Origin of the sequence: Actinoplanes sp. KI2, assembly GCF_025630775.1 — a bacterium.
Lineage (GTDB): Bacteria > Actinomycetota > Actinomycetes > Mycobacteriales > Micromonosporaceae > Actinoplanes.
Genome location: NZ_JAOSZE010000024.1, coordinates 13,212 through 29,461, shown reverse-complemented (window position 1 = coordinate 29,461; position 16,250 = coordinate 13,212). Strand labels below are relative to the sequence as shown.

Sequence of the window (16,250 nt, the reverse complement as noted above, 5' to 3'; positions counted from 1 at the left end):
GCGTGGAGGAGGTGCCAAGGATGACGGCGGAGCGGAGCCGGGCCAGCGGCCGGCCGACCCTGGAAGAGGTCGCGCTGCGAGCCGGCGTCGGTCGTGGCACGGTGTCCCGGGTGGTGAACGGATCGCAGCAGGTCAGCGCCCGCGCCAAGCAGGCGGTCGAGGACGCCATCGCCGAGCTCGGGTACGTCCCGAACCGCGCGGCCCGCACCCTGGTCACCCAGCGCACCGACTCGGTGGCCCTGGTGGTCTTCGAGTCCGGCGAGCGGTTCTTCGCCGAGCCGTTCTTCGGCCGCATCGTCCAGGCGGTCTCGTCGGTCCTGGTCGCGCGCAACCTGCAGATGGTCCTGATGATCGCCCAGGCCCCCGAGGAGCGCCGCCGGCTCGAGGGCTACCTGACCCGTCAGCACGTCGACGGCGCCCTGCTGCTGTCGCTGCACGGCGACGACCCGCTGCCGCACCTGCTCGAGGAGCGAGGGGTGGCGACGGTCCGGGTGGGCCGCCCGATGTACGCCGAGAGAGGGACCTTCGTCGACGCCGACAACCGGGCCGGCGCCCGGGACGCGGTCGCGTACCTGCGGGCCCAGGGCCGCCGCTGCATCGCGGCCATCACCGGCCCGCTGGACATGGCCGCCGGTATCGCCCGCCTCGACGGCTACCGCGACGTCGTCGGCGACGGACCGGTGGCGTTCGGCGACTTCAGCCAGGAGAGCGGCGCCGCGGCGATGTACCGGCTGCTGGAGCAGTACCCCGAGGTCGACGGCGTGTTCGCGGCCTCCGACACGATGGCCGCGGGCGCCCTGCGCGTGCTGCGCCAGTACGGCCGCCGGGTCCCCGAGGACGTGGCCCTGATCGGCTTCGACGACTCGGTCATCGCCCACCACACCGAGCCCCCGCTGACCAGCGTCGACCAGCCGATCGCCGAGATGGGCCGGGAGATGGTCCGCCTCCTGCTGGCCAAGCTGGACGGCGACGACGAGGGTGACGCCGAGGTGGTGCTCCCGACCCGCCTGGTGATCCGCGCGTCAACCTAGGGTCTGCCCCGAGCGTGCGCTTGTTACCGTGCCGGCGATGAGGACCGGTCGCGCCGTGCTTGCCCTTGTCGTCGCGGTGGTGGGGCTCTCCGCCGCCTTCGTGATCGCGCCCGGGTGGCTCGCGTCGGACGGTTCCACCGGCCGCTTCGCCGGCGAACCGCAACTCGCCGCGGCGCTCCGCCGGTCGTTCGCCGACTACTGGGGGTCCGGCGACCGGACGTTGTCGCCGGACCTGCAGCGGCTCGCCGACTACTGGTCCCGCTACCACGTCGCGAAGGGCGTGATCGCGTCGCTTCTGCTGATCGCGTTCGTGCTGCTCGGCGTCCTGCTCTGGCGGGCGTTCCGGCAGTCCGGCGGCCGGGGACGGGCGCGCCGGGCCGGGCTCGCGGCGGCGAGCGGTCTGGCGGCCGTGCTCGCGCTGTTCTCCTCGGCCGTGGTGATGGCCAACGCGCAGGGAGCCGTGGCGCCGTTCGCCTCGCTCATGCCGCTGCTGGTGGACCACGCGGCCGGCACCGAGTTCGCCGGCACCCTCGATCAGGTCCGGGCGGCCGACGCGTCGGGCGTGGCGGGTTCGATGCCTCCGGCCCTCCAGACGATGACCGACGACTTCGCGCGTTACCACGTCGCGATGGTGGTGATCGCCGGGGTCGCGGCGGTCGTCCTCGCCGCCCTGGCGGTGACGTGCTGGCGCAGGTTCGCGCACGCGCGGTCGGCCGAGCGGGGCGTCTGGGCCGGGTTCGGCGTCGTCGCGGCGCTGTCCTTGTTTGCCGTGCTGGCGGTGGCGGCGGCGAACGCGACCACCGCGGCGGACCCGGCTCCGGCGTTCGCCGCGTTCCTCAACGGCGGATGGTGATCCGCAAACTGGCGTCGCCGACGACCCGCACCGGGGTGACCGTGCCGCCGCTCACATCTGGGCGGCGCGATCCAGATCGGTCAGCCGGGCCCGGAGGATCGCGGCGCCGGCGGCGCTCAGGCTGCCCTCCCCGGCGCGGTCGGCGATCTTCCGGCGCAGGGCGGCGAGCTGTGCGTCGACGTCCTTGCCGTCGGCGTTCTGCAGCGGGCGGATCAGGTTGAGCAGGTCGGTGGCCACGTCGCGGCGGATCTGGCCGCCGCTGGCGCCGTCCTCGACCGCGGTGCGCAGCCGGCTCAGCGCGTCGTCGAAGCTCAGCTTCGGGGAGGGTGGCGGCTTCGGGGACGTCGGCAGCGGGCTCGGCGTCGTCGTGGTGGCGGCGGTGGTCGGTGCGACCGAGGAGAACAGCGTCGCCTGGTTGGTCGGCGCCGGCGGGGTGGCGCCGGCCTGCTCCTTCGGCCGGTTGATCACCACGTAGATGCCGCCCGCGGTGACCAGCAGGGCCAGCAGCGCCAGGGCCAGGGCCAGCCGGCGCCTGGGTGGCTGCTCCGGGGCTCTTGGCAGGGTGGCGACCGGCACCCGGCCGGCGGCGTAACCGTCCGGTGGGGACGGCCAGACCACCTCGGCCACCCGGGGCCGCTCGATCGTCGGGGCGATCGGCGGGTCCGCAACCATCCCGTACGCGAGCGGCTCCTCGATGACCGGCTGGTCGGTGTCGGCGGAGGGCTCGTCGACCGGCGGCTGATCGGCCAGCCACAGCGCGGTCAGGTCGAAGCGGATCGTGTCGGCCTGCGGGCGGTCGAGCGGATCCTCGGCCAGGCAGCGGTCGACCACCGCGCGGAAGTCGGCGGGCAGCGTCTCGGGCAGCGTGTCCGGGCCCTTCTCCCGCGCCTCGTCGAGCTCCTCCCACGTCTCGACCGGGTACGGCGGCTGACCGGTGACCATCTCGAACAGCAGCACGCCCAGCCCGTACACGTCGGTGGCCGGCTCCGCGGGCAGCCCGTCCAGTCGTTCCGGGGCCACGTAGGCCGGCGTGCCGAAGGTGGCCCCGCTGTCGTCGTCGTCCGGCTCGCCGGCCGTCGCGCTGATCCCGAAGTCCAGGATCTTCACGCCGGTCGGGGTGAGCATGACGTTGCCCGGCTTGATGTCCCGGTGCACCACGCCGCCCTTGTGCGCCGAGGCCAGCGCGTCGGCGACCGCGGCGCCCACCCGGGCCGCCTCCTGCCAGCTGAACGTCTCGCGGACCAGCCGGGCGGCGACCGTCTCGCCGGCCAGCAGCTCCATCACGACGAACGGCGCCACGGTGCCGTCGGCCCGGACGGCCTCGCGGTAGTCGTGCACGGCCGCGATGCCGGGGTGGGACAGCTTCGCGGCCATCCGCGCCTCGCGCCAGGCGACCTGCGGCCCGGTCGGCAGCTTGATCGCGACCGGGCGGCCCAGCAGCTCGTCGGCGGCCTGCCAGATCTGTGCCATGCCGCCGGTCTCGAGCAGGCAGACGAGCCGGTAGCGGGTTGCCAGCAGGGATCCCGCGCTCGGCCACTCATCGGTCATTGACGAACATTCGCCCGGCTCGGGCCCGAGTGTCAACCTCGCGGCGATTGCGACGCGGAGCGTGGCCTGCCGGTTACCAATTGTCGGACGCGTCGATGCGTACCGAGCCGAGGTCGCCGGCGTAGTAGTCGCAGCCGACCGTCCGCTGGTCGCACTCGGTCTTGCCGCCGATCGACAGCGGCCAGGAGTTCGCGATGTTCCCGGTCGGGCCCCACTTGGCGGCCACCGTGCTGCCGTCTATCACCAGGTCCACGCCGTCGGGGTAACGGGTGCAGGTGATGGTGTGCCAGAGCCCGTCGTTGATCGCCCGCGGTGCGGTGACCAGCACCTGGCCGGCCGAGCCGCGGAACCAGCACTGGACGCGGCCGTTCGGGATCTGCAGTTTGTAGCTGCCGCCGGACACGGTCGCCTGTCCCTTCTGGATGACGTTCCCGAAGTGGAAGCGGGTGCGCAGCCGCAGGGTGATCGCGAAGGTCCGGGTGCCCGGGTCGAGCGCGGCGTTGGCCCGGACGGTCACCAGGTGGCCCGGGTGGGCGGGCGGGGTGTCCGGCTCGAGCCGGCCGAAGTCGTACCCGTTGCCGGTGCGCACCTCGCTTCCGATGACGCCGTCGAGCCCGTGCCCGCTGGTGTCGCGCATGACCCTCGCGCCGGCCGGCTCGTTCATCGGCCAGTAGGCCACCTGGTAGGTCGAGGCCGCCGGCGCCACCTGGTGGGTCGAGGAGGCCCGCGCCGGTGCCGAGCCGGCGGCCCCGGCGGCCATGGCGGTCGACGCGGCCAGCGCGGCGATCCAAAAACGTCGGAATCCCATGGCACGCCCCCGTCTGGCTGTCGTCGTGGAAATCAGAGATACTGATACTAAGCACGAAAAATGCCGCGTAATGGTCGAAGTCATCACAGAGTAGCTCGTGGGGTGGCAACGCGTTGGAACCGGGCGCGGCGGATGACATGATGGCTGCGACCGAACCGGGTGAGGAGGGACCGATGGCGCGCTTCGCGGCCACCACCTCGGACGACGTGGGCGGGCTGCGAGTGTTCCTGAAGGGCGACTGCGATCTGGCGGTACGCGAGGAACTGGTCGCCACCCTCCTCGCGGCCGTGGGCCGATCCGCGGAGGTCACGGTCGACCTCGCCGAGGTCGACTTCCTCGACTCCAGCGGCGTGCACGGGCTGGTCGCCGCGCACCGCGCCGCCCTCGAGCGCGGCGGCCACCTCTACCTGGAGAACCCGACCGGCTCGGTGGCCACGGTCCTCGACCTCACCGGCGTCCGCGCCCTGCTCCGCCGAGAGGGCCGGGAGTGACCGTGCCGACCTCCGCCACCAGCCCCGCCGAGACGGTCTACCGCGTCCCCGGTGACCTTGCCGTCGTTCGCGAGTTCGTCCGGGCCGAGTCGGAAGGGCTGGGCCTGTCCTCGGGCCGCGCCGACCTGCTAGCGGTCGCGGTCAGCGAACTGGCCACCAACACGTTGCAGCACACCGACGGCGGCGGGGTGGTGCGGATCTGGGCCGAGCCGGGCCTGGTGCGCTGCGAGGTGGTCGACGGTGGCGAGCCGCCGGGCTTCGGGCGGGCCATGCCGGCGGCCGACCAGCCGCGGGGCCGTGGCCTGGCGATCGTCGAGCGGATCTGCGACGAGGTGGGCATCCGGCCGGCCGGCGACGGCACCGCCGTACGGCTGGGAATGGTGCTCTGACGCCAGGTTGCCCTACCGGACGCGGACCATGACCGTGCAGGTGTCGTCGTCGGGGCTCGGCCGGTTGAGGCCGGCGGCCAGGCCGGGCAGGACGCGCTCGCCCGGCTCGGTGGACGCCGCGGCCAAGCTCTGCAGGACGCCGGAGAGCAGGCTCGGCACGACCGGCACGCGGCGCTCGACCAGGCCGTCGGTGTAGAGCAGCAGCAGGTCGCCGGCCGTCAGGCAGGGCGTCAGCACCTGATAGGTCGACTCGTCGTCGCCCCCCAGCAGCAGCCCGGCCGGCAGCTCCAGCGGCATCGCGGTGCCGTCGCGGGCCAGCAGCGGCGCCGCGTGCCCGGCGCGGGCCCAGGTCAGCGCCCGTGACCTCGGGTCGTAGACGGCGATCACCGCGGTGCCGGTGACCCGCAGCCGGCCGGACAGCCGGTTGAGGTGCCCGAGCAGGACGGCCGGGTCGTCGATGCCGATCGCCAGCCACGCGATCAGCGCGAACCGCAGGTGCGCCATGCTGCTGGCCGCGGCCAGTCCGTGCCCGGCGACGTCGCCCACCGCCAGCACCGCCCGGCCGTCGGCCAGTTCCTGCGCGTGGTACCAGTCGCCGCCGACCCGCACCGCGCTCTCGGCCGGCAGGTAGCCGACCATCACCTCGAGCCCGGGCAGATCCAGCGGCGCGGCCGGCACCGGCAGGATCATCTGCTGCAGCTGGACGGCGAGGCGGTGCTCGGCGAGGGCGGTCAGCTCCCGGGTACGCAACTGGTCGCTGAGCCGCTCGATGGCGTCGCGCGTCTGCTCCCGGGCGGTCACGTCCTGGACCACGGCGTGCACCTTCAGCGGCGCGCCCTCGGCGTCGCTGACCACGTCGGAGAGGATCCGGGTGTACTTGACCCGGGACCCGGCCCGGAAGCGGACGGTCACGTCCGAGACGCCGCCGGTCTCCATGGTCAGCCAGGCCGCCTCGGCCAGCCCCCGGTCGTCCGGGTCGAGCGCCGCGGTCTGCTCGGCCCGGGTCATCGGGCCCAGCTCCGGGTCCCGCTCGAACAGCCGGTACATCCCGGGCGACCAGGTGCTCTCGCCGGTGAGCACGTCGAATTCGGCCCAGCCCAGGTTGCCCAGCTGCTCGACCCGATCCATCCGGCGGCGGTCCTCGTCGAGCCGCTGCCACCAGACCAGCAGGCCGCCGAGCACCGGGTGGACGGTCACGTCGAACAGGGAGCTGGCGACGACGCCGGAGCGTTTCTCGTCGTACCGGAACTCGCGCAGCTCGGCCGGCTCGCCGGTGCGCAAGACCTGGAGGTAGAGCTGCCAGAGGCGGCCGCCCACGATGCTCGGGTAGATCTCGCCCAGCCGGGAGTCGATCCGCTCGGTGCCGCGCCGGTAGATGTCGTGGCCGCCGCCGCTGGCCGCGGCGATCTGGAAGTCGGTCGTCTCCCCGGCCGCGTCCCGGATCGGCAGCAGCCAGGAGCAGCCCGCCGGGATGACGGACAGCACCTCGCGCACGGCGGAGGTCACGGCGTCGTCTGCCACCGCTTCAGGGTAGTGGCGCGGCGGTCCGTCCGGTCGCGGCGGACGGACGACATCGCCGAACCGTACGTCCGGGCGGGTAACGGGCCGTATCGGGGTGCCCGGCGCTGATCAGGTCATGGACATATCCCGCACATTCAGCCCTCGCGAAATGCCTGCTCAAGTTGGTAGAGTCCCGCCGGATCACGCCAGCGCCCGTATCAATGGGCTCACGGAGGTCATCTCTTGTCCGACAAAGGCATGAAGGATCGAGTCAAAGTGCTTCTCAACGGGACGTCCGCGGACAGCCAGACCTCCGAGCAGGCGGTTGTTCCGCCGCCGCAGGCCCACCCCAACCAGGCCCTCCAGGTGCTGACCCTCGCGCAGCGCACCGCCGAGGAGCACGTCGCCCGGGCCCACCACCAGGCCGACAAGATCCGCACGGACGCGCTGGCCGCGGCCGAGCAGATCGCCCGCGACGCCCAGGTGCACGCGCACAACGTGCGCCGTGAGGCCGAGAAGATCCTCACCGATGCCCGGGCCGCGGCCGAGCAGATCGCCCGCGACTCGCACGGCCGCACCGAGGAGGCCCGCCGCACGGCCGAGAAGATCGTCTCCGACGCGCGCGCCCAGGCCGGGCAGATCGGCGAGGACGCCCAGGCCAACGCCGACCACCTCAACCTGCAGGCCCGCCAGCGCTACGACGACGTGGTGGGCAGCCTCGGCGCCAAGCGCGAGGCGCTGCAGAACCAGATCGAGGCGCTCGAGCAGTTCGACCGCGAGTATCGCTCGCGCCTGACCACGTTCATGCAGGGCCAGCTGCGCGCCCTCTGGGTGGACCAGCCGCACGTCGTCGGCGAGCTGCCCGAGCAGGTCCCGGCGCTCGCCCCGGCGGCTCCGCGGCACGGCGCCGACGAGCAGGACGAAGCGGTGCCGGCCCAGCGTCAGTCCGCCGAGGACGAGGTCGCCGACATCGAGGACGAGGACGAGCTCAGCGACCGCTGAGCCGAGCCCCTAACCGTCCACAGGAGCCGGTAACGGCGCAGCCCCGGAGGGGCTCGGGTTCTCCGCGCCGTCCGGAGGACCAGGCGCCGGCAGCGGCGCAGCCCCGGAGGGGCTCGGGTTCTCCGCGCCGTCCGGAGGACCAGGCGCCGGCAGCGGCGCAGCCTCCGTGATCGCGCGCGCGACTGCGGTGCGAGGGCTGGCCAGGACCGGGATCGGCAGGTCGGCGAGCAGGGCCGCGGCCGGTGCGGCGCTGGGCTGGGCGAGCACGAGGACGTCCAGGCCGGGTGCCGCCGCCCGCGCCCGCTGCGCGACCTTTTCCGCGTACGCCGGAAGATTGCCCGCCTCGAAGAGCGCGAACGCCTCGGGGCACCGCACATCCACCAGCTCGACCGCCCGCCCGGCGCGCGCGGCGGCATCGGTCAGCAGCGCCCGGGTCGGCGCCAGGGTCGAGTCGACGGTCGCCACCACCCCGATCCGGCTTCCGGCGGCGACCGCGGCCTCGGCCATCGGCCGGTCGGCCCGCAGCACCGGCACGCCCATGTCGGCGGTGCGCAGCTCGGCGTGCCCGCCCAGCGACGAGCAGGTGCAGACGATCACGTCGGCGCCGCGCTCGGCCAGCTCGTGCAGCCGGGCGTCGATCCGCGCGGCCAGGCCGGCCGTGATGCCGTCGCGCCGGCACTCGGCGAGCAGACCGGGGTCGACCACGTGCAGGTCCTGCCAGCCGGGCGCCAGCTCCTCGCGCAGGCGGCGGAAGGTCGCCACGTGAACGTCGGCGGTGTGCAGGAACCCGATGGTGGTCACGACCCAGGATGGCACACGCCTACGGGCGGTCCAGCGTCTGCTGCACCGCCGCCAGCAGCTGTGCCTTGGAGAACGGCTTCTCCACCAGGGTGACCTCCGGATCGAGGGTGCCCTGCGAGTCGAGGGCCTGCCGGGCGTACCCGGACATGAACAGCACGCCCGCACCGGGCGTCAGGGCCAGGAACCGGTCGGCCAGGTCCTTGCCCAGCATGTGCGGCATCACCACGTCGGTGAGCAGCACGTCGATCGGCCCGGGATGCTGCCGGGCCAGGGCCAGCGCGGCCGGCCCGTCGGAGGCGATCAGCACCTCGTGGCCCGCCCCGGCCAGGATGCGGTGCAGCACGTCGCGCAGCGCCGGCTCGTCCTCGACGGCGAGGATCGTGCCACGGCGGTAGTCCGAGGGCGGCGGCTCGGCGGCCTCGTCCAGCTCGGCGGGCTGGGCCTCGGTGGTCGGCAGCAGGATGGTGATCGTGGTGCCGTGGCCGGGTTCGGAGTGGATGCTCAGGTCGCCGCCGGCCGCCGTGATGATCCCGTACACGGTGGCCAGGCCCAGCCCGGTGCCCTTGCCGGCCGGTTTGGTGGTGTAGAACGGCTCGAACGCGTGCTCGATCACCTCGGGCGGCATGCCGGTGCCGGTGTCGCTGACCTGCATCCGCACGTACCGGCCGGTGCGCAGGTCGGTGCGGCCGGCGGTGTAGTCGAGGTCGACGATCAGGTCGTCGGTCGCGATGGTGAGCATGCCGCCGCGGGGCATCGCGTCCCGGGCGTTGACCGCGAGGTTCACCAGCACCTGGTCGAGCTGCCCGGGGTCCGCGGTGATCGAGGGAAGGTCGGGCTCCAGGCGTACGACCAGGCTGATGTGCTCGCCGATCGACCGGCGCAGCATCTGCTCGATGTCGGTGACCACCTCGTTGAGGCTCAGCGGCCGCGGGCGCACCACCTCGCGCCGGGCGAACGCGAGCAGCTGGTGGGTGAGGTCGGCGCCGCGCTGGGCGGCCTTGGTGATCTGCGCGGCGTCGGCGGCGATCTCGGCGAGCCCGTTCTCGGCCGCGGTCTCGGCGATGAACGTGGCGTAGTTGCCGATCACCGCGATCAGGTTGTTGAAGTCGTGGGCGACCCCGCCGGCCAGCTGGCCCAGTCCCTCGAGGCGCTGGGTGCGCTGCAGCTCGGCCTCCACGTGCGCGCGCTCGGCCTCGGCCTGCAACTGCGAGAACCGTTGCTGCGCCCGTACGCGTTCGGAGATGTCCCGGATCACCGCGCACCGGACCTGACCGTCGTCGGTCGGCAGGATGCTCACCGTGACCTCGACCGGCACCGCCGTCCCGTCGTCGCGGTGGGCGGTCGCTCTCGGCCCGTGCGGGTCGTCGTCGGCCGGCGGGATGTCGCCGGCCAGCGGCGGGCTGACCAGCTTGTCGATCTCCTTGCCGATCAGGCCGTGCCGGGCCAGTCCGAACAGGATCTCGGCCTGGGTGTTCGCGAGCACCACCCGGCCGTCCTCGCCGATCCCGACGAACGCGTCCGGGGCGGCCTCGAGCAGCGCCTGGAAGCTGGACTCGAGCCGCTCCCGGGTGCTCACCGCGCGGGCGATCACGGTGTAGCCGATCATCTCGCCGGCCTCGTCGCGCAGCGGCGACATGGTGAGCGTGACGTGCAGCCAGTGCCCGTCGCGGTGCCGGCGACGGGTGCGGAACCGCTCGAGCCGGGCGCCGTACTCCATCAGCAGGAGCATCTCGCGCTGGTCGGCGAGGCGGTCGGCGGGGATCAGGACGTCCGCGCTGCGCCCGACCATCTCCCCGGCCGAGTAGCCGAACAGGGCCTCGGCGGCCGGGTTCCAGCTGCGCACGACGAAGTCCCGGCCGACCGCGAAGATCGCATCGTGCGAGGAGTGGATCATCGCCCGCAGCAGGTCGTCGGCCGGTGGCCGGTCCGGCATACCGCTCGTTTGCCCCATAACCGGACCTACCTTATCGATTCCGCACGGCCCGGGCGGGGGTTTCCTACGCTCGGGAAGGGCAGGGGAAGGGGGCGACGAGCGTGGCGCCGCAGACGATGCCGGAGGTCGACCCGCAGCGGCCCACCGGCGCCCGGGTGTACGACTACTACCTCGGGGGTACGCACAACTTCGCGGCCGATCGGCAGGCGGCCGCCGTCGCGCTCGCCGCCATGCCGCACCTGCCGGACGTGGTGCGGATGGGGCGGGCGTTCCTGCGCCGGGCGGTCACCGAGGCCGCGTCCGCCGGGCTGGACCAGTTCTTTGACCTGGGCGCGGGGATTCCCGCTCCGGGATCGGTTGCCGAGGTGGCGCGCGCGGTCCGGCCGGGCTGCCGGATCGTGTCGGTGGACGTCGATCCGGTCGCGGTCGTGCACACGCGGCGGTTGGCGGCCGGCGACCCGGGGCTGGTCGCGGTGCTGGCCGACCTGACCGACGCCGACGAGGTGCTGACGGCCCCGGGCGTACCGGAAATGATCGATTTTGATCGTCCGGTGTGTGTGCTGGCGCTGGCCGTCGCGCAGTTCATCACGGACACCGAGCGGCTGGCACGCGCGCTGGAGCGGTATCGGGAGGTGCTCGCGCCGGGGAGTTGGCTGGTCATGTCGCATGCCTGCACGGAGGAGGACGCGCCACACGCCCAGCAGCTCCTGCGGATCTACAGCCACACCACCTCGCCGCTGATGATGCGGTCGCGGGACGAGTTCCGGGCGCTGTTCGGCGACTGGGACCTCGTGCCGCCGGGGTTGATCGCGGCGGCCGACTGGCGACCGGCCGAGGACGACCCCCGGACCCCGCGGCCGGCGCGCCGCGAGACCATCGCGGGCGCCGCGGTCAAGCCGGCTCCGGGCTGAGCGGAGCCTTCCCTAGAGTGGGCGCGTGCTTTCCTCGACGCCGCGTACCCGCCACCGCCGGATGAAGGAGAACGGCCGCACCGACCCGGCCGACCTGCGGGCCGTGCTCGCCGCCGGCCTGGTCGCCCATCTGGGCGTGCTGGTCGACGGCCACCCGATGGTGGTGCCGACCGTCTACGGCTACGACGACGAGCGCATCTTCCTGCACGGCTCGGTGGCCAGCCGCAGCCTGGCCGGTGCCGGCCAGGAGGTCTGCGTGACGGTCACCGTGCTGGACGGGCTGATCCTGGCCCGCTCCGTCTTCGAACACGGCGTCAACTACCGCAGCGCCATGATCTACGGGGTTCCGCAGCCGATCACCGACCCCGACGACCTCCGGTACGGGCTGCGCCTGCTCACCGAGCACGCGGCGCCCGGACAGTGGGACTACGCCCGCCGCCCGTCCCGCAAGGAGCTGGCGGCGACCCGGCTGCTGGCGTTGCCCCTCACCGAGGCGTCCGTGAAGATCAGCGACGGCGACCCCGCGGATGGCGACGGCCCGGATGCCGCGCTCGGCCTCTGGGCCGGTCGGCTCCCGGCGGTGGCGACCTGGGGTGCGCCGGTCGCCGACCCGCTGCTGCCGGCCGGGATCGACCCGCCGCCGCACATCGCGGGCCGGGAGGGGCGGCCCGTCGCGCCGCGAATCGCGTGACCCGGGCAGGCCCCAGGCAATTCGCAGAGTGACGGTGACATTTCCTACAGTGACTGACGTCACGGCCGATGACCTGCGGCATGATCGATCACCGCCGCCGCTGGTTGCTGGTCCTCCTGGACCGCCTGATCGTCTTCGGCGGGTGCGTCACGCTGCTCTGGGGCGCCGCCGTCTTCGGGCCGATGACCTGGCCCGGCCGGGTGGTCGTGCTGCTCGCCGTCCCGGTCACCCTGCTCGCCTCGCTGCGCCAGGTCCTCGGCCACCGGGAGAACCAGCGGCTGCTGCGCGCCCAGCGGGAGGCCCAGCGGCGGCTCGGCTACGACGCCACCCACGACTCGCTGACCGGCCTGGCCAACCGCGCCCTGTTCCGCGACCGGCTCGGGGCCGCCCTCGAGGCCGGCCCGGCCACCGTGGTGATGGTCGACCTCGACGACTTCACCGCGGTCAACGACTCGCTCGGCCACACCATCGGCGACGACCTGCTGGTCGCGGCGGCCGAGGGGTTGGACGAGGCGGTCGGCGGGGACGGCCTGGCGGCCCGGCTCGGCGGTGACGAGTTCGCGATCCTGGTGGCCGATCCGGCGGTCGACACGGACGAGCTGATCGGCCGGATCGGCGCGGTGCTGGACGGCCCGCTGAGCGAGCACCGGCTGCTCGTGCACGCCAGCGCCGGCCTGGCCACCGCCCCGGCCGGCACCCCGCTGGACCACCTGATGCGCGACGCCGACACCGCCCTGTTCGCGGCCAAGCAGCGCGGCAAGGACAACTGGGTGCGCTTCGCGCCCGGCATGGAACGCCCGGCGGTGGCCGACGCCCAGCTCGGCGCCGAGCTGCGCGGCGGCCTGGAGGCCGGCGACTTCCGCGTCGTCTACCAGCCGCTCGTCGATCTGCATCACAACCGGGTGATCGGGGTGGAGGCGCTGGTTCGCTGGCACCACCCGGCCCGTGGGGTGATCGCGCCGGCCGAGTTCATCCCGGTCGCCGAGCGCACCGGGCTGATCGTGCCGCTGGGCCGGTTCGTGCTGCGCGAGACCTGCCGGCAGGCCGCCGCCTGGCTGGCCGAGTTCGGTCCGGGGGCGCTGCGGAAGGCCGGCCCGAACGTCTCGGCCCGCCAGCTGCACGACCCCGACTTCGTCGACGACGTGCGCGCCGCCCTGGCCGACAGCGGCATGCCGGGCTCGCTGCTGGTGCTGGAGCTCACCGAGTCGGCCGTGCTGCGCGGCCAGCAGGTGTCGCGCACGCTGCACGAGCTGCACAAGATGGGCGTACGCCTGGCCCTGGACGACTTCGGCACGGGCGAGTCCTCGCTGTCGCTGCTCCGGGCGTTCCCGGCCTCGATCGTGAAGCTGGACAAGTCATTCGTCGACGGCATCGAGCTGGACGACCCGGACACCCCGGAGGCGGCGGCCCGGCAGGCGGTCGCCCGTGCGGTGATCCAGATGGCCGGCGCACTCGAGCTGGACGCGGTGGCCGAGGGCATCGAGAACGAGGAGCAGGCCGAGCGATTGCGGGCGCTGGGCTACTCGCTGGGCCAGGGCTTCCACCTGGCCCGGCCGATGCCGGCCGAGGAGGTCGCCCGTCTGCTGGCGGCCCAGCGCGCGGTGTCGGCGGCGTAGCGGGTGATTGTCGGCGCTGCGGCGGGTGGTTGTCGCGGCGGTGCAGCGGGCGGTGTCGGCGGCGTAGCGGGTGATTGTCGGCGCTGCGGCGGGTGGTTGTCGCGGCGGTGCAGCGGGCGGTGTCGGCGGCGTGGCGGGCGTCTAAGGTACGGCGATGGACGACGGCACGCGCACCGCCGAGTCGCTCGCGGCCTGGCTGCACGACCTGCACTTCACGGATCTCGCCGAGGCCGCGGCGACGGCCCGGATCGTCGACGCCGTCGCCCAGTGGGGTGAGTCGCGGGGCTGGCGGGTCTACCGCCGGGCGCCCAGCGTCTTCCCGCTGCCGCCGCCGCTGAAGGGTCACTCGGTGCTGGACGTGGCCTGCGCCCGGCCCGGCGGGGCGCAGCCGATCGCGGTCGAGGTGGATCGGCTGGACCGGCAGCGTACGGTCGACAAGCTGCTGGCCGAGGCCGCGGAGGGGCGCTTGGCGATCTGGGTGCGCTGGGGGTCGGGGCCGTTCCGCCCGCCGCCGTTGCCGGTGCACCTGGTGACCCGGGAGGCGGCGAAGGCCAAGGGCGGCTGGCACACGGTCGCCGACCTGCCCGCGCCACGGCATTCGGCGGCGCTCGAGGCCACCGAGGCGGCCGAGCTGCCCTGGGAGTCCTGAGCGCCTTTCCCTCATCTCGCGCCCCCTCCGGTCGATTGGAGTGCAGCTATGGCTGAAGAGGAGTTCCGATCGTGAATCCGGGCGTGGACGGCGGTGTGGTGCGCCATGCTGCGCGCGTCGAGACGGACCACGGCGGGCACCCCGCCTCCTGGTGGCAACAGTTCCAGGCGCTCTCCGCCCACTTCGACCTCGCCATCGTGACCGAGGGCATCACCGACCTGGTCATCCCGAAGATCCCGTCGCCGCTGCTGCGCCGCGAGGCCGAGCTCGCCGCCGACCTGGTGGTACGCCACCTGGCCAAGACGGCCAGCCTGGAGCTTGCCGAGCGGGCCGAGAAGCAGCTCGATCGGTTGATGGCCACCCTCGAGCGGCTGGCCGAGCGGTCCACCAGCGACGACTCCGGGATCGTCGAGACGAACGTGGCCTGCCAGGCCCTGGCGGGCGACGCCGCCGAGGCCGCCGCCGAGGCCGAGCCGATGGTCGGCACCTCGCCGCTGCTGAAGGTCTTCGTCAGCGCCATGCGGCTGGAGCGCTTCGACACCTCGCTGGCCGTCCGGCTGCTGCGGGCCGGTCACGCGCCGGCCGAGGCGGTGCGGGCCGGCCTGATCGTCGGAAAGTACCTGTGGTGGCCGACCTGGCTCCTCAAGACCGTCACCGAGCGGGCGCTGGCCCGCAGTCTCGACGTCGAGACCATGCAGGCGCTGGACCGAAGCGCGTTCGCCAAGCTCACCCCGATCCAGGCGAGGATGGCCCGCCGGCTGCTCAACGGGGAGGAGACGCTGATCGAGGCCTCCGCGCGCCGGCTCGAGGCGCTCGGCGAGGAGAGCGCGGCCGCCTTGCTGCGCGAGGGCGACCTCGGTGCGATCGCCCTCGCGGCCCGGCTCATTCCTCTCTGATCAGGCGCCGCCCGCCTCGAGGGTGACGGTCTGCGGCTGGAACGAGGCGCCGTTCACGTCCACCCCGGCCGCCTTGGCCTGGGTGATCGCCTGGTTGATGTAGTCGTTGGTGTACGCGGTCGCGTCCGGCGCCTTCTTCAGCACCGTGTCGCCGGTCTGGTTCTTGGTGGTCAGCGAGATGTCCACGGTCTGCTTCCAGGCCGCGTCGTCGATCACACCGATGCCGCCGGTGGACGGCCAGATCAGCTTGTTGACCTCGTTCATCTGCCACAGCTGGTGACTCTTGCCGAGCTTCGAGCCCTTGGCCACCACCAGGTCCCGGCACTTCTCCGGGTTGTCCCGGCAGAACGCCCAGCCCTTGATCGTGCCGATCAAGAACTTCACGGTCTGTTGCTGGTACGCCGAATCGCTCAGCTTCGACGTGTTCGCCCAGACCGCGTCCTGCAGCATGGCCGAGCCGTTCTGCTTCCAGTCGATGATCGAGAAGTCGTCGGCGGTGTACAGCTTGCCGGTCGCCGGGTTCTTCGCCTCCAGCAGCTGGGCGTACTCGTTGTAACTCATCGCCTGGGCCGCGTCGATCTCGTGCTTGAGCAGCGCCTGCATGTCGAACTGCTGCTGCACCAGGGTGACGTCCTTGCCCGGGTCGACCCCGGCCTTGGTCATCCCGGCGAACAGCTCGAACTCGTTGCCGAAGCCCCAGTTGCCGATCTTCTTGCCCTTGAACTGGGCCGGCGAGGTGATCCCGCTGGATTTCCAGGCGACCTGGTACGTGCCGGAGCGGGCGAAGATCTGCGCGACGTCGGTGATGCCGGCGCCCTGTTCGCGGGAGGCGAGCGCCTTGGGCACCCAGGCGACCGCATAATCGGCCTTGCCCTGGGCCAGCACGGTCTGCGGCACGATGTCGACGCCGCCCTCCAACAGCTGGACGTCCAGGCCCTGCTCCTTGTAGAAGCCCTGGTCCACGGCGGCGATGTAGCCGGCGAACTGGGCCTGGAAGAACCACTGGAGCTGCAGTTTGATCGGCGTCAAAGACCCGCTCGCGGCGGGGGTCGTCTTGGCCTGATCAGCCGTGCCGCAGGCGGCAAGCAGCAGGGCCGAAAAAACCGTAAATATCCGGAACCTTTTCACATA

The 16,250-nt window shown here is 73.0% G+C and carries 16 protein-coding genes; 10 read left to right on the top strand and 6 right to left on the bottom strand.

Features of this window, described 5'->3' with window-relative positions:
• Nucleotides 1–20: 20 nt before the first annotated feature.
• Nucleotides 21–1,031: a LacI family DNA-binding transcriptional regulator gene (locus ODJ79_RS24950; RefSeq protein WP_263025991.1), complete on the top strand. Its 1,011-nt coding sequence runs from the start codon at nucleotides 21–23 to the stop codon at nucleotides 1,029–1,031.
• A 37-nt stretch (nucleotides 1,032–1,068) separates the two neighbouring features.
• Nucleotides 1,069–1,884, top strand: a complete 816-nt coding sequence (locus tag ODJ79_RS24945; RefSeq protein WP_263025990.1) for a hypothetical protein — start codon at nucleotides 1,069–1,071, stop codon at nucleotides 1,882–1,884.
• A gap of 51 nt (nucleotides 1,885–1,935) precedes the next feature.
• Here ODJ79_RS24945 and ODJ79_RS24940 read toward each other — a convergent pair whose 3' ends face one another.
• Together ODJ79_RS24940 and ODJ79_RS24935 are read right to left on the bottom strand one after the other, a co-directional pair.
• A complete protein-coding gene (locus tag ODJ79_RS24940; RefSeq protein ID WP_263025989.1) occupies nucleotides 1,936–3,432 on the bottom strand; it encodes a protein kinase domain-containing protein in 1,497 nt (498 codons plus the stop codon).
• Between the two features lie 73 nt (nucleotides 3,433–3,505).
• Complete coding sequence (locus ODJ79_RS24935) at nucleotides 3,506–4,240, bottom strand: laminin G domain-containing protein (RefSeq protein ID WP_263025988.1); 735 nt, start codon at nucleotides 4,238–4,240, stop codon at nucleotides 3,506–3,508.
• 173 nt (nucleotides 4,241–4,413) lie between these two features.
• Between ODJ79_RS24935 and ODJ79_RS24930 the strand changes: the two genes are divergently transcribed.
• Together ODJ79_RS24930 and ODJ79_RS24925 are read left to right on the top strand one after the other, a co-directional pair.
• Nucleotides 4,414–4,731 carry an STAS domain-containing protein gene (locus tag ODJ79_RS24930; RefSeq protein ID WP_263025987.1) on the top strand — a complete coding sequence of 106 codons (318 nt, stop codon included), beginning with the start codon at nucleotides 4,414–4,416 and terminating at the stop codon, nucleotides 4,729–4,731.
• Between the two features lie 2 nt (nucleotides 4,732–4,733).
• On the top strand, nucleotides 4,734–5,120 hold the full coding sequence (locus tag ODJ79_RS24925) for an ATP-binding protein (protein WP_263025986.1): 387 nt from the start codon (nucleotides 4,734–4,736) through the stop codon (nucleotides 5,118–5,120).
• A gap of 12 nt (nucleotides 5,121–5,132) precedes the next feature.
• On the opposite strand, the gene ODJ79_RS24920 is transcribed toward ODJ79_RS24925, so the two are convergent.
• Nucleotides 5,133–6,641: a PP2C family protein-serine/threonine phosphatase gene (locus ODJ79_RS24920; RefSeq protein ID WP_263025985.1), complete on the bottom strand. Its 1,509-nt coding sequence runs from the start codon at nucleotides 6,639–6,641 to the stop codon at nucleotides 5,133–5,135.
• 255 nt (nucleotides 6,642–6,896) lie between these two features.
• Between ODJ79_RS24920 and ODJ79_RS24915 the strand changes: the two genes are divergently transcribed.
• Nucleotides 6,897–7,622 carry a hypothetical protein gene (locus tag ODJ79_RS24915; protein ID WP_263025984.1) on the top strand — a complete coding sequence of 242 codons (726 nt, stop codon included), beginning with the start codon at nucleotides 6,897–6,899 and terminating at the stop codon, nucleotides 7,620–7,622.
• A gap of 9 nt (nucleotides 7,623–7,631) precedes the next feature.
• Here the strand turns inward: ODJ79_RS24915 and ODJ79_RS24910 are convergent, their stop codons facing one another.
• A complete protein-coding gene (locus ODJ79_RS24910; protein WP_263025983.1) occupies nucleotides 7,632–8,423 on the bottom strand; it encodes an aspartate/glutamate racemase family protein in 792 nt (263 codons plus the stop codon).
• A 19-nt stretch (nucleotides 8,424–8,442) separates the two neighbouring features.
• On the bottom strand, nucleotides 8,443–10,356 hold the full coding sequence (locus tag ODJ79_RS24905; protein WP_263025982.1) for a PAS domain-containing sensor histidine kinase: 1,914 nt from the start codon (nucleotides 10,354–10,356) through the stop codon (nucleotides 8,443–8,445).
• A gap of 101 nt (nucleotides 10,357–10,457) precedes the next feature.
• Between ODJ79_RS24905 and ODJ79_RS24900 the strand changes: the two genes are divergently transcribed.
• From ODJ79_RS24900 to ODJ79_RS24880, 5 genes are all read left to right on the top strand, one after another.
• Nucleotides 10,458–11,267 (top strand): SAM-dependent methyltransferase, encoded by an 810-nt coding sequence (locus ODJ79_RS24900; RefSeq protein WP_263025981.1) that lies wholly within the window; start codon nucleotides 10,458–10,460, stop codon nucleotides 11,265–11,267.
• Nucleotides 11,268–11,328: 61 nt separating this feature from the next.
• Entirely contained in the window at nucleotides 11,329–11,958 is a 630-nt protein-coding gene (locus ODJ79_RS24895; RefSeq protein ID WP_317620700.1) for a pyridoxamine 5'-phosphate oxidase family protein, read from the top strand.
• An 80-nt stretch (nucleotides 11,959–12,038) separates the two neighbouring features.
• Complete coding sequence (locus ODJ79_RS24890) at nucleotides 12,039–13,574, top strand: putative bifunctional diguanylate cyclase/phosphodiesterase (RefSeq protein ID WP_263025979.1); 1,536 nt, start codon at nucleotides 12,039–12,041, stop codon at nucleotides 13,572–13,574.
• 154 nt (nucleotides 13,575–13,728) lie between these two features.
• Nucleotides 13,729–14,223: a hypothetical protein gene (locus ODJ79_RS24885; RefSeq protein ID WP_263025978.1), complete on the top strand. Its 495-nt coding sequence runs from the start codon at nucleotides 13,729–13,731 to the stop codon at nucleotides 14,221–14,223.
• 71 nt (nucleotides 14,224–14,294) lie between these two features.
• Entirely contained in the window at nucleotides 14,295–15,119 is an 825-nt protein-coding gene (locus ODJ79_RS24880) for a hypothetical protein (RefSeq protein WP_263025977.1), read from the top strand.
• Here the strand turns inward: ODJ79_RS24880 and ODJ79_RS24875 are convergent, their stop codons facing one another.
• Nucleotides 15,120–16,247, bottom strand: coding sequence for an ABC transporter substrate-binding protein (locus tag ODJ79_RS24875; protein WP_263025976.1), 1,128 nt, complete (start codon nucleotides 16,245–16,247; stop codon nucleotides 15,120–15,122).
• Between the last annotated feature and the right edge of the window lie 3 nt (nucleotides 16,248–16,250).

Excerpts from the sequence above, each read along its gene's own strand:
- ODJ79_RS24940 (WP_263025989.1), bottom strand. The coding sequence starts at position 3,432 with ATGACCGATGAGTGGCCGAGCGCGGGATCCCTGCTGGCAACCCGCTAC.
- ODJ79_RS24930 (WP_263025987.1), top strand. The coding sequence starts at position 4,414 with ATGGCGCGCTTCGCGGCCACCACCTCGGACGACGTGGGCGGGCTGCGA.
- ODJ79_RS24885 (WP_263025978.1), top strand. The coding sequence starts at position 13,729 with ATGGACGACGGCACGCGCACCGCCGAGTCGCTCGCGGCCTGGCTGCAC.
- ODJ79_RS24895 (WP_317620700.1), top strand. The coding sequence starts at position 11,329 with ATGAAGGAGAACGGCCGCACCGACCCGGCCGACCTGCGGGCCGTGCTC.
- ODJ79_RS24890 (WP_263025979.1), top strand. The coding sequence starts at position 12,039 with ATGATCGATCACCGCCGCCGCTGGTTGCTGGTCCTCCTGGACCGCCTG.
- ODJ79_RS24950 (WP_263025991.1), top strand. The coding sequence starts at position 21 with ATGACGGCGGAGCGGAGCCGGGCCAGCGGCCGGCCGACCCTGGAAGAG.
- ODJ79_RS24935 (WP_263025988.1), bottom strand. The coding sequence starts at position 4,240 with ATGGGATTCCGACGTTTTTGGATCGCCGCGCTGGCCGCGTCGACCGCC.
- ODJ79_RS24945 (WP_263025990.1), top strand. The coding sequence starts at position 1,069 with ATGAGGACCGGTCGCGCCGTGCTTGCCCTTGTCGTCGCGGTGGTGGGG.
- ODJ79_RS24905 (WP_263025982.1), bottom strand. The coding sequence starts at position 10,356 with ATGCCGGACCGGCCACCGGCCGACGACCTGCTGCGGGCGATGATCCAC.